12 protein-coding genes are annotated in these 13,574 nt (G+C 74.3%); 4 read left to right on the top strand and 8 right to left on the bottom strand.

Annotation, left to right across the window (positions count from 1 at the left end; genetic code table 11):
• Position 1: 1 nt before the first annotated feature.
• The 5 genes from DS079_RS11690 to dnaB all read right to left on the bottom strand — a co-directional run bounded on the left by DS079_RS11690 (position 2) and on the right by dnaB (position 5,795).
• The gene (locus tag DS079_RS11690; RefSeq protein WP_053918119.1) at positions 2-643 is read right to left on the bottom strand and encodes a nucleotidyltransferase family protein; all 642 of its coding nucleotides are present in this window, start codon (positions 641-643) and stop codon (positions 2-4) included.
• Positions 640-2,712, bottom strand: coding sequence for a xanthine dehydrogenase family protein molybdopterin-binding subunit (locus tag DS079_RS11685; RefSeq protein ID WP_126988109.1), 2,073 nt, complete (start codon positions 2,710-2,712; stop codon positions 640-642). Before DS079_RS11685 ends, DS079_RS11690 begins: the two co-directional genes overlap by 4 nt.
• Positions 2,705-3,730 carry an FAD binding domain-containing protein gene (locus DS079_RS11680; RefSeq protein WP_126987924.1) on the bottom strand — a complete coding sequence of 342 codons (1,026 nt, stop codon included), beginning with the start codon at positions 3,728-3,730 and terminating at the stop codon, positions 2,705-2,707. The genes DS079_RS11685 and DS079_RS11680 overlap by 8 nt, the downstream gene beginning before the upstream one ends.
• The gene (locus tag DS079_RS11675; RefSeq protein WP_126987922.1) at positions 3,727-4,266 is read right to left on the bottom strand and encodes a (2Fe-2S)-binding protein; all 540 of its coding nucleotides are present in this window, start codon (positions 4,264-4,266) and stop codon (positions 3,727-3,729) included. Before DS079_RS11675 ends, DS079_RS11680 begins: the two co-directional genes overlap by 4 nt.
• Before the next feature lie 152 nt (positions 4,267-4,418).
• On the bottom strand, positions 4,419-5,795 hold the full coding sequence (gene dnaB / locus DS079_RS11670) for a replicative DNA helicase (RefSeq protein ID WP_010550821.1): 1,377 nt from the start codon (positions 5,793-5,795) through the stop codon (positions 4,419-4,421).
• Between the two features lie 305 nt (positions 5,796-6,100).
• Here dnaB and DS079_RS11665 point away from each other — a divergent pair, with 305 nt between their 5' ends.
• Positions 6,101-6,565, top strand: coding sequence for a DoxX family protein (locus DS079_RS11665; RefSeq protein ID WP_126987920.1), 465 nt, complete (start codon positions 6,101-6,103; stop codon positions 6,563-6,565).
• A gap of 100 nt (positions 6,566-6,665) precedes the next feature.
• On the opposite strand, the gene DS079_RS11660 is transcribed toward DS079_RS11665, so the two are convergent.
• Positions 6,666-7,175, bottom strand: coding sequence for a DinB family protein (locus DS079_RS11660; protein WP_053918124.1), 510 nt, complete (start codon positions 7,173-7,175; stop codon positions 6,666-6,668).
• Positions 7,176-7,679: 504 nt separating this feature from the next.
• Positions 7,680-8,018, bottom strand: coding sequence for a GNAT family N-acetyltransferase (locus DS079_RS11655; RefSeq protein WP_126987918.1), 339 nt, complete (start codon positions 8,016-8,018; stop codon positions 7,680-7,682).
• Positions 8,019-8,140: 122 nt separating this feature from the next.
• Between DS079_RS11655 and DS079_RS11650 the strand changes: the two genes are divergently transcribed.
• Complete coding sequence (locus DS079_RS11650) at positions 8,141-9,634, top strand: pyridoxal phosphate-dependent decarboxylase family protein (RefSeq protein ID WP_241237633.1); 1,494 nt, start codon at positions 8,141-8,143, stop codon at positions 9,632-9,634.
• 4 nt (positions 9,635-9,638) lie between these two features.
• On the opposite strand, the gene DS079_RS11645 is transcribed toward DS079_RS11650, so the two are convergent.
• Positions 9,639-11,513: a hypothetical protein gene (locus DS079_RS11645; protein ID WP_126987916.1), complete on the bottom strand. Its 1,875-nt coding sequence runs from the start codon at positions 11,511-11,513 to the stop codon at positions 9,639-9,641.
• 296 nt (positions 11,514-11,809) lie between these two features.
• Between DS079_RS11645 and DS079_RS11640 the strand changes: the two genes are divergently transcribed.
• Together DS079_RS11640 and DS079_RS11635 are read left to right on the top strand one after the other, a co-directional pair.
• On the top strand, positions 11,810-12,670 hold the full coding sequence (locus DS079_RS11640) for a hypothetical protein (RefSeq protein ID WP_241237632.1): 861 nt from the start codon (positions 11,810-11,812) through the stop codon (positions 12,668-12,670).
• A gap of 1 nt (position 12,671) precedes the next feature.
• Entirely contained in the window at positions 12,672-13,460 is a 789-nt protein-coding gene (locus DS079_RS11635; RefSeq protein ID WP_126987912.1) for a ferritin-like domain-containing protein, read from the top strand.
• Positions 13,461-13,574 lie beyond the last annotated feature (114 nt).

Here is a 13,574-nt window from a genome sequence, read left to right as displayed (position 1 = left end):
GTCAGCCCCGCACGTCCAGCCGCCACAGGTCCTCGGGGAGGTCGAGGTCCGCGCCGTCGTCGAGATCGGTGCAGTCCACGAGCTGCACCTGATCCCGTCGGGCGCGGAGCAGGTCACGGGCGCCCATGTCCGCGTGGGCGGCCTCCGCGGCGGCGGCGGTCCAGGCGGCGTCGAGCAGCACCGGATGGCCCCGTCGGAGCCCGCCGGAGGCCTCGCGGTGGGCGGCGGCGGTGATCCCGCCGCGGCGGTGGGCGGCCAGCACCCGGGCCACCTCTGCCGCGCACGTCCCGGGGCGGTCCACCGGCGTGACCAGCACGTCGCGGCCCGGGCCGATCGCGGCCAGGCCGGTGCGCAGCGAGGTGCCCATCCCCTCGCGCCAGCGCGGGTTCTGCTCCGTGCGCACCCACGGCATCCCGTCCACGACGGCGCCCACCCGCTCGGCGCCCGCGCCGGTGACCACCACGACCTCGCCGCAACCGCCCTCGCGCAGGGCGCGGGCGACGTGCTCGACCAGGGTGGTGCCGCGCAGGAGCAGCAGCGCTTTGGGGCCGCGGCCCAGGCGCCTTCCGGTGCCCGCGGCGAGGATCAGGCCGACGGGAGGCGCGGCCGCCTGTCGGGGGCCGTCGAATGACGCGGCGCTCACCGTGCCAGGAGGTCGCTGCCGAACCCGGGCAGGTCCCGCACCCTCGCCCCGGTGGCGTGGTGGATGGCGTTGGCGATCGCCGCGGCGGCGCCGACGGTGCCGATCTCGCCGATGCCGCGTGCGCCGAGCGGCCCGGCCTGGGGGTCCTGCTCGTCCAGCCAGTGCACCTCGAGGGAGCGGATGTCCGCGTTGACGGGCACGTGGTACTCGGCGAGGTCGTGGTTGACGACGTGTCCGAAGCGGGGGTCGAGCTCGCCCTTCTCGTGCAGCGCCATCCCCACCCCCATGGTCATCCCGCCCAGGAGCTGGGAGCGGGCGGTGCGGGGGTTGATGATCCGTCCGGCGGAGAACACCCCGAGCATGCGGTCCAGACGTATCTCGCCGGTCTCCTCCTGGACGCGGACCTGGGCGAACTGGGCGCCGTAGGAGTGCATGGCGAACTGCTTCTCGGCAGGGTTCTCCGCCGCCTCCCCGATCGCCTCGACGCCGTCGGCCGGGGCGGTGCCGTGCTCGCGACGGAAGGTGTCCGCGGCGGCCAGCACGGCCGCGCTCCAGCTGGCGAGCCCGGTGGAGCCGCCGGCGACGGTCGCGTTCGGCAGCGCGGTGTCGCCGATCCGCAGCGCGATGCGGTCCGGGTCGACCTCGAGGGCGTCGGCGGCGACCTGGGTGAGAGCGGTCCAGGTGCCGGTGCCGAGGTCGGCGGCGCCGATGCCCACCTCGTAGACCCCCGCCTCGTGACGGATCCGGGCCTTCGAGCCGGGCTGCCGGGATGCGGGGTAGGTCGCCGAGGCGACGCCGGTGCCGATCAGCCACCCGCCCTCCCGGCGTGCGCGGGGCCTCGGGTCGCGTTGGGCCCAGCCGAAGCGGGCGGCGCCCTCGTGCAGGCAGTCGATCAGCCGGCGCCGGTTGAAGGGCATCCCGGTGTCGGGGTCGCGCTCCGGCTCGTTGCGCACCCGCAGCTCGATCGGGTCCAGCCCGCAGGCCTCGGCGAGCTCGTCCATCATGATCTCCAGGCCCACCATCCCCGGTGCCTCGCCGGGGGCGCGCATCCAGGAGGGGACGGCGATGTCCAGCGGGAGCACGCGCTGGGTGATGCGACGGTGCTCGCCGGCGTACATCTGTCGGGAGGGTTTGATCGCCACCTCGGGGAACTCCTTGGTGCGCGAGGAGCTGGAGACCGCCTCGAGCCCGAAGGCGGTGATCGTGCCGTCGGCCCGGGCTCCGATCCGGAAGCGCTGGGAGGTGGCGGGCCGGTACCCGGTCAGCGCGAACATGTGCTGGCGGGTGACGGCATGCTTCACCGCGCGGCCGGGCACGGCGTGCGCGGCCAGCGCCGTGAGCATCATGTCCGCATGGGGCAGGCCCTTGGAGCCGAAGCCGCCGCCGACGTGCGGGCTGATGATCCGCAGCTGCTCGGGGTCGATGCCCAGCATCGGGGCGAGGGTCTGCCTCGCGGGGTGGACGCCCTGGGTCGAGGTCCACAGCGTGAGCTGCTCGCCGTCCCATCGGGCGATGGTGGTGTGCGGCTCCATCGGGTTGTTGTGCTCGAGAGGGGTGGAGTAGCGCTGGTCCACCACGATCTCCGCGGCGGCGAGCGCGGCCTCGAGGTCACCGGTGTCGATGTCGTCACCGCCGCCCTCGGGTTCGCGCACCGCGGGGTGGTCGTGGCGGAAGTCGGCGTCGTGCGGTGCGGCCTCTGCGGTGACCACCACGAGGTCGGCGGCGTGGCGGGCGGTCTCGGGGGTGTCGGCGAGGACGGCGCCGAGGTACTGGCCGCGGTAGCCGATCCGGTCGTCCTGGAGGATCGCGAGCTCGCCGTCCTCGGTGTCGGCGAGCCGGAGGGCGTTCTCGTGGGTGATCACGCGCACCACCCCGTCGAGCGCGAGCGCGGCCGTGGCGTCGATGGCGGTGACGCGGCCGAGCGCGATCGTCGAGCAGAGCGGGAAGAGATGGAGCGGATCCTCGACCGGGTGCTCGTAGGCGTAGGGGGCGAGGCCACGCACCTTGTCGGGTCCGTCCAGACGCACCCGCGGGGTGCCGATCGAGGAGGCGCGCAGGAGGTCACTCATCATGGGGCTCCTCGTTCTCCTCGCCCAGGCCGGCGAGCTCGGCGAGCACGCTCACCATCACGCCACGGGCCATCGTCACCTTGAACTCGTTGCCCTCCACGGGCCGGGCCTGCTCGAGCTCGGCCGCCGCGGCCCGGCGGAAGCTCTCGCGGGTGGCGGGGGCGCCGGCGAGGAGCTGCTCGGCGCGGCGGGCGCGCCAAGGGGCGTGGGCGACGCCTCCGAGGGCGATCCTCGCGGAGCGGACCGTCGGCTGCGCGGCGTCCGGGTCGAGGTCGAGCACCGCGGCGACCGAGACCAGGGCGAAGGCGAAGGAGGCGCGGTCGCGGATCTTGCGATACGTCGATCGTGTGCCGCTCGCCGGCGGGGGCAACTCGACGGCGGTGATCAGGTCGCCGTGCTCGAGGACAGTGTCGCGCTCGGGCTCGTCGCCGGGCAGGCGGTGCAGCTGCGTGACCGGTATCCGCGTCTCGCCCCCGGCGCCGAGCACGACCACGGTGGCGTCCAGGGCGGCCAGCGCTACGGCCATGTCGGAGGGGTGGGTGGCGATGCACGCGTCGGAGGCGCCGAGGATCGCGTGGTAGCGGGTGTATCCGCCGAGCGCCGAGCAGCCGCTGCCCGGGGCGCGCTTGTTGCAGGGGGTGGTGGGGTCCTGGAAGTAGACGCAGCGGGTGCGCTGCAGCAGGTTCCCGCCGGTGGTGGCGGCATTGCGCAGCTGTCCCGAGGCGCCGGAGAGGAGGGCGCGGGAGAGCATCGGGTGGTCGCGGCGCACGCGCGGGTCGGCGGCGAGATCGCTGTTGCGGACCATGGCGCCCACGCGCAGGCCGCCGTCCGGCAGCTCCTCGATGTCCGCGAGGTCGAGACGGCCGAGGTCGACCAGGAGATCGGGGGCGGTGATCCCGAGCTTGAGGTGGTCGACGAGGTTGGTGCCGCCGGCGAGGTAGGTCGCATCGGGCCGCTCGGCGACCGCGGCGACGGCGCCGGCAGGATCGTCCGCGCGTGCGTAGTCGAAGGGTCTCATCGGTCCGTCCCCTCGCTCGCGGTGCTCGCCCCGGCCGCCTGCTGGACGGCGGCGACGATGTTGACGTAGGCGCCGCAGCGGCACAGGTTCCCGCTCATCCGCTCGCGGATCTCGTCCTCGGTGAGCTCGATCGGCTGGTCGTCGACGTGGTCGTCGGTGACCACGCTGGGGCGCCCGTCGGCCGCCTCGCGGAGCACGCCGGTCGCGGAGCAGATCTGCCCGGGGGTGCAGTAGCCGCACTGGAAGGCGTCCTGCTCGAGGAAGGCGGCGTGCATGGCGGAGAGCTCGCCGTCGGGGGCGAGGCCGTCCGAGGTGAGCACCTCCGCGCCGTCGAGGGACACGGCCAGCAGCAGGCAGGAGTTCAGCCGCCTGCCGTCGACCAGGACGGTGCAGGCACCGCACTGGCCGTGGTCGCAGCCCTTCTTCGGGGACATGTTCCCCAGGTGGTCCCGCAGCGCGTCGAGCAGGGTGGTGCGCGGGTCGACGGTCAGGTCGTGCGGCTGACCGTCGATGACGAGGTGCACTGGATGGCCCATCGGGCGCCTCCGGATCAGGTCGGGATTCGAACGTACTGGCCGCCCGAGGACTCGGCAACCGGATCCGCCGGCCACCGACCGATCGTTCGCCTGCGCCGAGGGGGACGGTCGCCGCGGTCCGGTCGTCGCTGCGAGACCGTCGGCGCCGCGGGTCAGCCGCTGAAGCCGCCGGAGTGCGCCATGTCCTTGAACCGCGAGTAGTGGCCCTCGAAGGCGACGGGGATCGTCTTGGTCGCGCCGTTACGGTGCTTGGCCACGATCAGATCGGCCTCGCCGGCGCGCGCGGACTCCTTCTCGTAGTAGTCCTCGCGGTGGATCAGGAGGATGACGTCGGCGTCCTGCTCGATCGAGCCGGACTCTCGCAGGTCCGACATCATCGGGGTCTTGTCGGTGCGCTGCTCGCTGCCTCGGTTCAGCTGCGAGATCGCGATGACGGGGCAGTCGATCTCCTTGGCCAGCAGCTTCAGGGCACGGGAGAACTCCGAGACCTCCTGCTGACGGGACTCGACCTTCTTGCCCGAGCTCATCAGCTGCAGGTAGTCGATGACCACGAGCCGGAGGTCGTGCTTCTGCTTCAGGCGGCGGCACTTGGCGCGGATCTCCATCAGCGACATGTTCGCGGAGTCGTCCATGAACAGCGGAGCATCGGCGATGCGGCTCATGGCGCGGGCCATGGACTGCCAGTCGCGGTCGTCCATGGAGCCGTCGCGCATGCGGTTCATCGGCACCTGCGACTCGGCCGAGAGCAGACGCATGGTGATCTCGGTCTTGTCCATCTCCAGGGAGAAGATGACCGAGGTCTGGCCGTTGTGGATCGAGGCGGAGCGCAGCACGTCCATGCCGAGGGTCGTCTTGCCCATGGCGGGGCGGCCCGCGAAGATGATCATCTGCCCGCCGTGGAGGCCCTGGGTGAGCTCGTCGAGCTCGGCGAAGCCGGTGGGCACGCCGGTGACCTGGCCGCCGCGGTTCTGGGTCGCCTCGATCGCGTTGAGGGTCTCGTCGATCACCTCGCCCAGCGGCAGGAAGTCATCGCTCTGGCCGCGCTCGGTGACCGCGTAGATCTGGGCCTGCGCCTCGTTGATGACCTCGTCGACCTCGCCGCCGTCGGCCGCGTAGCCGAGCTGGACGATGCGGGTGCCGGCCTCGACGAGGCGTCGCAGCTGGGCGCGCTCGACCACGATCTCGGCGTAGTAGCCGGCGTTCGCGGCGGTGGGGACCATGTCGATGAGGTCCGCGAGATAGGCGCCGCCGCCCACGCGCTGCAGCTCGCCGCGCTTGGAGAGCTCGTCGGAGACGGTGACCAGGTCCGCGGGCTCGCCGCGGCCGTACAGGTCGATGATCGCCTCGTAGATCATCTCGTGCGCGGGGCGGTAGAAGTCGTTGCCGCGCACGGTCTCGACGACGTCGGCGATCGCGTCCTTGGACAGCATCATGCCGCCCAGCACGCCACGCTCGGCGGCGAGGTCCTGGGGCGGGGTGCGCTCCAGCGCGCGGTCGGATCCGGCTTCGAAGGCTTCGGTGGATGTCACCGAGCCAGTGTAGGAAGTCCGGCGGACGGGCGGGACGTGATCCTTCCGTCGGTGGAGGACGCCCCGATGGGGAGGAGAGGTCGGGCGGCGGATCGGCCGACGGGCTCGCGGCGCGCCGGCCGCTCCCGGTCGGTCCCCGTCGGCGCCGGTGGGTTCCGGTCGCTTTTCAGATCAGCCCCCGCCACAGCGGCCCCGGATCCCGAGAGGGAATGAGGCGCATCCCTCGCCGGGTCACTCAAACCTTGAAGTCAGGGCTGCTCCTCCTCTACGTTCGCCGGGCATTCTCCCCCGACGGAAGGACCCCCATGGCCGCCTCGTCCCGCACCGGAATGGCCTCTGACCTCGGCCTGCTCGTGGCCCGCATCCTGCTCGGCGCGATCTTCGCCGCGCACGGCTACCAGAAGCTCGTCACCTTCGGCCTCGCCGGAGCGACCGAGAGCTTCCGCAGCATGGGGGTGCCGGCCCCCGAGATCGCCGCTCCCGTCGTCGCGATCGTCGAGCTCGTCGGCGGCATCGCGCTGATCGCCGGCGCCTTCACCGGCATCGTCGGACTGCTGCTCGCGATCGACATGCTCGTCGCCGCGCTCCTGGTGCACCTTCCCCAGGGGGTCTTCATCGACGCCGGCGGCTGGGAGCTGGTCGGCGCGCTCGGCGCCGGCGCGCTCGCGATCGCCGTCGTCGGCGCGGGACGCCTCTCGCTCGACGCCCTGCTGCGCGGCCGACGCGGCTCCCGCAGCCGCGCCTCCTCCGCCGCCTCCGCGGCGGCCTGACCCGGGAGGGTCCCGCTCCGGCGTCTCCGGCCGCCACCACCTGTGCCCGGCACCGGCCCCTGACGGGGGCGGTGCCGGGCACAGCGCATTCGGCTCGGGCTCAGCCGCGCTGGGGCATCCCGAGCACGTAGGAGGCCTGGGCGAGGTGCTGTATCGCGTCGTCGACGATGCTCACCAGGCGGGCGCCGCGGGAGACGGCCGGGTCCCAGGCCTCGTCGACGATGTCGCCGAGGTCGAAGGCGGCGAGCTCGTCGAGGTAGTACTCCAGCGCATCGAGGGAGGCGAGGACGTAGTCCAGCAGCGCCTCGCCGTCCTGGACCTCGATCGCGCGGGCCTGTTCGGGGCTGTGGCCGTAGCCGACGGCGGCCCCCTCCGCGCCGAGCCCGAGGCGCTCGCCGAAGTCGCCCCTGGCCCACACCTCCTCCTGGCCGGTGAGCGCGGCGAGCTGTACGTCGATCTCGCGCCCGGTGTGCCACAGCAGCCAGGCGACGGAGTTGGGGTGCCCGCCGGGGTGGGCGGCGAGCTCGAGGGGCCCCAGTCGGCCGCGCAGCGAGTCGGCCACGTGACGGGGGCGGGAGGCGAGGTCGCGAAGCAGGTCGATGGCGTCCATGGTCCGACGGTACCCGTCGGCGCGCCCCTCGGTCCGCCGGTCGCCGAGGATGGCCTCAGCAGGTGCGGGCTCCGCGCCAGGACCAGGACCCGGGTCCGGCACATCAGGGTGCCTGCGGGCCGGAGGGCCGGCGGCGTGGTCAGGTCACGGCGCATGGCGTGCCACTACGGCTATATAGGCATACAGGTACGCCATACGCCACTACTCGACCAGGGTCCCCCGCGGCGGGGCGAGAGCAGGGCCGGGAGGGGCGGGGCCAGGCGAGAGCCGCGCTGGGCCGGGCGAGCAGGGGCGGGGTCAGGCGAGAGCCGCGCTGGGCCGGGCGAGCAGGGGCGGGGTCAGGCGAGAGCCGCGCTGGGCCGGGCGAGCAGGGGCGGGGCCAGGCGAGAGCCGACGGAACAGGTCCGTGCGAAGGCGAGCGGGACAGGTCCGAGCGGGAGCCGAGCGGGCGCAGGAGCCGGGCCGGGAAGGCGCGGCGCAGGTGGGGCGCGGCCCGTGCGGCGTTCAGTCCTCGGCGATGACGCCGACGGCCTGATCGGGGTGGTGCTGCAGCCAGCTCTCGAGGAAGGGGCAGATCACCAGCACAGGGAGGGCGGCGGCCCGCGCCTCGGCGAGCACCGTGCGCACGAGCACGGAGGCGACGCCCTCGCCGCGGTGCTCGGGGTCGGTGACGGTGTGGATCAGCTCGATCCGGCGCCGTGTGCGCTCGTAGATCATGATCCCGACGACCTCACCGCCCCGGACCGCCTCATAGCGTCCGGCCCGGGCGTTGTCCCTCACGGCGATCGTCTCCCCGGGCCCATGCGCGTGCGCCTCGGGGAGGCCGTCGGCTCCGATCGTCATGGCGGGGCCCCCTTTCGGCCGGTGCCTCCACGCTACGCCAGGCGGACGTCCCTGTCAGGACGCGCAGGCGGGTCGCCCCGCCCGGCCCTCCCGTCGGCCGCGCGCGTGCGACGATGCTGGACGTGATCCAGGACCCCGCGCAGCCCCTCACCCCCTCCCCCGCTCCCGACGCACCGGCACCGCAGAGCACGGCCCCGACCGCGGAGGACTCCGCCTTCTCCCGCGCCGCGGACGCGCTGCAGCGCCATCGCGAGCCCTCGGAGGTCTGGGGCGACGAGCGGGAGGCCGTGAGCCTCGCCCTGCGCTGGGCCGCCGCGCACACCACCGTCGCCACAGATCCCAAGACCACCGCCCGCAGTGCCGAGGAGCTGCAGGCCGAGGTGGGCGCGACCATCACCGAGGACGGCATCGGCGCCGCCCGCGCGATGGAGCTGTTCGACGAGGTGCTGCTGCCGGCGACCCGCTCGAGCGAGGACCCGATGAACCTCGCGTACATCCCCGCCGCGCCGACGCGGGCCGCGGTCGCCTTCGACACCGTCGTCTCCGCCGCGAACGTGTTCGGCGGGATCTGGGAGAACGGCGCCGGCGCGATCTTCGCCGAGAACCAGGTGCTGCGCTGGCTCGCGGACCTGCTGGGCTGGCCGGCGGACGCCGCCGGGGTGTTCGTCTCCGGCGGCACCCAGGGGAACCTCTCGGCGCTCGCGACCGCGCGCGACCACGCGCTGCGCGAGCGGGGCCGACGCCCAGGCGGCGGCTGGGCGCTGGCCTGCGCCTCGACCGCCCACTCCTCGGTCGCCTCCGCCGCGCGACTGCTGGACATGGACGTGGTCACGGTCCCGGTCGACGACCGCGGACATCTCACCGGCGCCGCGCTCGAACCGCTGCTGGCGGAGGATCCGCGGATCTGCGCGGTGGTCGCCTCGGGCGGCACCACGAACGCCGGGATCGTCGACGACCTCGCCTCCGTGGTCGAGGTCGCGCACCGCCACGGCGCCTGGGTGCACGTGGACGGCGCCTACGGCGGCGCGGCGCTGGCCTCGCCGAGCGCGCGGGAGCGCTTCGCGGGCATCGAGCAGGCCGACTCCTTCATCGTGGACCCGCACAAGTGGCTGTTCGCCCCCTACGACTGCTGCGCGCTGCTGTACCGGGATGCGCGCCCGGCGGCGGCCGCGCACTCCCAGCACGCCGCCTATCTCGACTCGATCGACCGCGGCGAGTCCAACCCCTCGGACCTCGCCGCCCATCTCACCCGCCGCACCCGCGGCCTGCCGCTGTGGTACTCGCTGGCCACCCACGGCACCGCCGCCTATGCCGCGGCGGTGGACCGCTGCCTGGACTCCGCCCGCGCCGTCGCGGAGGCGATCCGTGCGAGCGAGCACCTCGAGCTGCTGGTGGAGCCGGAGCTGTCGGTGGTGGTGTTCCGTCGGCCGGGCTGGACCCCTGCCGCTTATCGCCGCTGGTCGCAGCGCCTGGCGAAGGACGGGACGATGCTGTGCGTGCCCACCGCCTTCCGCGGCGAGATCGCGCTGCGGCTGGCCTTCGTGAACCCGGCGACGGATCCGTGGGCCGTGATCGCGGTGCTCGAGGAGACGATGCGGGAGGCCGACGGGAGCTGAGCGCTCAGGCGCTCCCCGCCCGCTCGTCGCCGCCGTCCTCGCAGTCGCGCCCGGCCCGCGCGTCGGCGTCGCCCTCGGCTCCGTGCCCTGCCCCGTGCCCGGCCCGCTCGGCTCCGCCCTCGGCCTCGCGAGCCGCCTCCAGCTCCGTCACGAGCCTCGCGACGCGGGCGGCGTCCTCGTCCCGGCCCAGCGCCTCGTAGGCGGAGCGGGCCCGGCGGGCGGCGCGGCGCGCGGCCGCGGTCTCGCCGCGCCGGGCGAGCAGGTCGGCGTGGCGGTCGTCGAGATAGGCCGCCCAGTAGCGGGCGCGCGCGTCATGACCCTCGGGCATCCGCCCGATCGCCTCGAGCACCTCGCGGCGGCGGGCCTCGTAGCCGGTCTGGTCGGTCCCCTGCTCGCCGCGGGCGAGCGCGTCGCCGGCGACGATCAGCACCCCCATCCGGGCGTCGACCAGGTGGTCCCACAGCAGCTCGGGCGGCAGGTCCCAGCCGGAGTCGGGGCGGGTGCGGCGCTCGATCTCGCGGGCGGCGACGTGCACCGCCCCGGGGCGCCCCAGGTCCAGCGCCCGCCGCATCGCCAGGGCGTTCGCGCTGAGCTCGGTGCGCAGCCTCTCGGAGCGCTCCTCGCGCGGGGTGTCGAGGTCGTCGACGAGCCAGCGCGCCGCCGCGGCCAGACGCTGCAGCTCCCCGAGGGAGGCGGCGTGGTCGCCGACGCGCTCGTGGAGGCTCGCGGCCAGCCGCGCCGCCTCGAGCAGGGAGCGGTGGTCACGGTGCTCGCGGGCGAGGGCGCGGGCCTGTTCGAGCGGCACCCACGCCGCGTCCAGCCGCTCGGCCTGGAGGCGCTGGGCGGTGACGGCCAGGAGCGGGGCGATCCGCAGCCGGTCCTGCTCGAGGGTGCGCTGCAGGGAGAGCAGGCGTCCTGCGGTGAAGCCGGCGAGGTCCGTCGCGCCGGCCGCCATCAGCGCCTGCAGCAGCGAGGTGATCAGCCCGATCCGCAGCGGGGGGTCGTCCACGTCGGCGAGCCCGCCGAGCGCCTCGAGGGCGTGGTGCGCGGCGACGACGGGCCGCTCCTGCCGGAGCGTGCGGGCGAGGAGGGCGTGGGCCCCGGTCTCCAGGCGCCAGGGATCCGCGGGGGCCTCGCCGCGCTCCGTCGCCTGCTGCGCGGTCAGCTCGAGCACGTCGAGGGCGAGGCTCACGGCCCCGTCGACGTCCCCGACGGCCTCGAGGGCCTGCGCGAGCCGGAGACGCAGCTCGCGCTCGGGGTCCTCGAGCAGCGCCTCGCGCACCTCGGGAAGGGCGGCGAGCGCGGCACGGAGCCGGGCCACGGCGCGGCGCGGGTCGACGGTGCCGCCCCGTCCCCCGTCGGGCCCGGGCAGGGAGCTGGCCTCGAGGGCGCGCACGACGGCGAGCATCGGGGCGGAGGCGCGGAGGGCCTCGCCGCGGCGTCGGCCCCGGGCCCCGGCGCCCGTCCGCTCGGGCGCCTCGGCGAGGGGGCCGTGCTCGAGCAGGACCTGCACCACGGCCGCGGCCTGCTCGGTGCGGCCGCTGCGATGCAGGAGGGAGACGAGGTCCGCGGAGTCGCTCTCGGCCTGCGCGGCGTCCCCGCTCCGCAGCGCGCCGCGCAGCGCCGCCCGCAGCAGCGAGGCGCGGTCCGCGGGGCGGGCGGTGCGGCGTCGGAACTCCGCGGCGAGGCGGCGGGCCTCCCGGAGGCGACCGGCCGATATGAGATCGCTCACCCGGGCGGCCGCCTGCGCCACGTCCCGGGGGCGGGCGAGCGGCAGCTCGGCGGGATGCAGCGCGATGCGCAGCGCCTCGGGTCCGGGCAGGTCCCGCCCGGCGCGGTCGTCGCCCGGCACCGGCAGCGAGGCGGCACCTGAGGTCATCACACGACGAAACCTACCAAGCCGGGCATCACCCCGCCTGACCTCGCGCTCGGGCATCCTCCAGGGCTTCTCCGTACACTGTTCCCGGTCGCGCCGCCGCGGTGCGGGGCTCCGCGCCGCGCGCCGACCCGATCCTGAGAGAGAGGTGGAAGGTGACCGTCGACCTCACCGCGGACCCGTCGGCTCATGCCGACGACGACAGGGACCGGACCACGAGGGCACGGAGCGCAGAGGCTGCCTCCCCCGAGGCCGCCGCGTCCCCGGGCCCCGTCGGGACCCCGGATCCGCACGCGTCGATGCCGACCACCGGCCGCTACGCCGGCCATCTCCACTTCGACGAGACGATCACCCCCGTGCTGCGCACCGACTTCGACGTCGAGGCGTACACGAAGCGCGGCACCAGCCGGATCGCCGTCGACACCGAGCTCCTCGGCTCCCAGGAGCCGCTGCGCGACCAGGAGCGCCTCGCCCTCGGCGTGCTGCACCGCATGGAGTCCTCCGGGCTCGCCGAGGCGCGGACGATGCTCTCGACCGTCACCGCGAACGAGGCCCGGATCACCGCCTTCCTCGCGACCTGGCTGGTGGACCGCCACTGGCAGGCCCGTGCGCTGCGCGATCTGCTCACCGGCGACCACCCCGTCGAGCGCCCCGCCCCGTCCCGTCGGCCGGGCCGCGTCGCCGCGCTGCGCCGGATCCACGTGGACCGCGTCCAGCCGCTGCTGACCCCGCTGTGGAACGCCGCGGCCGGGGAGCCCGTCGCCGCCGGCCACATGGCCCGCATGGCGATCCAGGAGGCCTCGCTCGCGGCGGGCCTCGACGCGATCGCGCGACGCCTGGGCGGCGAGGCCGAGCGCGTGGTCCGCACCGTGCGCGCCCGCCAGGAGGCGGCGGTCGACTTCTTCACCCAGGAGGCCATCGGCCGCATCACCCGCTCACGCAAGGAGGCCGTCGTCGCACGGCTGGTGCTGAGCCTGAGCTCCCCGCTGCACGGCGGCGGGGTGCCCGATCCCGATCTCGACGCAGCGCTGCAGGTGCTGGGCGCTGATCCCCGCGACCGCGCCGGTCTCCACCGCGCCCGACGGGAGATCACCCGGCTGCTGCCCGGCCCGGACCTCCCCGACGCCCACCTGCTCTCCCTGCCCCGTTCCGGAGCGTGACATGGCCTTCGACATCGATCATTTCGCCGAGACCTCGCTGCCCGTCAAGTACGCGGATCTCGACTTCGACCTCTTCGACGAGCAGCCGCTGGACGCGCAGACCCTGCGCTCCCTGCGCTACATGTGCGACGTCGAGTACCACACCTCCTGCTTCCTGCGCGATCTGCTGGTGACCCCCTCGCACCGCGAGGAGGAGGCCGGCGGCTTCATGACCGTGTGGAACCGCGAGGAGTACTGGCACGGCGAGGCCCTCGCCCGGGTGCTCGGCCGGCACGGCATCGTCGTGGACTACGACGAGGTCAAGGCCAAGCGCGTCAAGCTCGGCTGGCGTGCCGCGCTCGGTCCGATGAAGCAGTCCTCGCTGTCGAACCTGGTGGGCAAGGACTTCCTCGCAGTGCACATGACCTGGGGCGCGGCCAACGAGCTCTCCGCCGTGGCCGCCTACCGTCGGCTCTCCGCCATGGTCGACCACCCGGTGATGACCCCGCTGCTCAAGCGGATCGCGCAGCAGGAGACGCGGCACGTCGCTTACTACACGACCTCGGCGCGGAGGTACCTCGAGGCCTCCGAGCGGGCGCCGAAGCTGGTGCGCCTGGTGATGTCGAAGGTGTGGAAGCCGGTGGGCAGCGGGATGATGGACGAGTCCGAGGTGCGCCACGTGATGAACCACCTCTTCGCCCATCAGGGCGACGAGCTGGACAAGCTCGACAAGCGGGTCCAGAAGATGCACGGCCTGGACGGGCTGACGATCTTCCGCAGCGCCTTCGCGCGCCTCGGCGTGCCCGCCTGACCTGCGGGTTCTTTCCTGAGATCCGTCTCATCATCGGTTCATCGGCGCTTCATCCGCCGCCGGTTCACTGCTCCTCGTACGGCAGGCCCGCTCCAGGGTCCGCCACGGACCCAC

Origin of the sequence: Brachybacterium paraconglomeratum, from assembly GCF_003994255.1 — a bacterium.
GTDB lineage: Bacteria > Actinomycetota > Actinomycetes > Actinomycetales > Dermabacteraceae > Brachybacterium > Brachybacterium conglomeratum.
The sequence above is the reverse complement of the archived record's forward strand: the minus strand, read 5'-3'. Positions and strand labels throughout refer to the sequence as shown.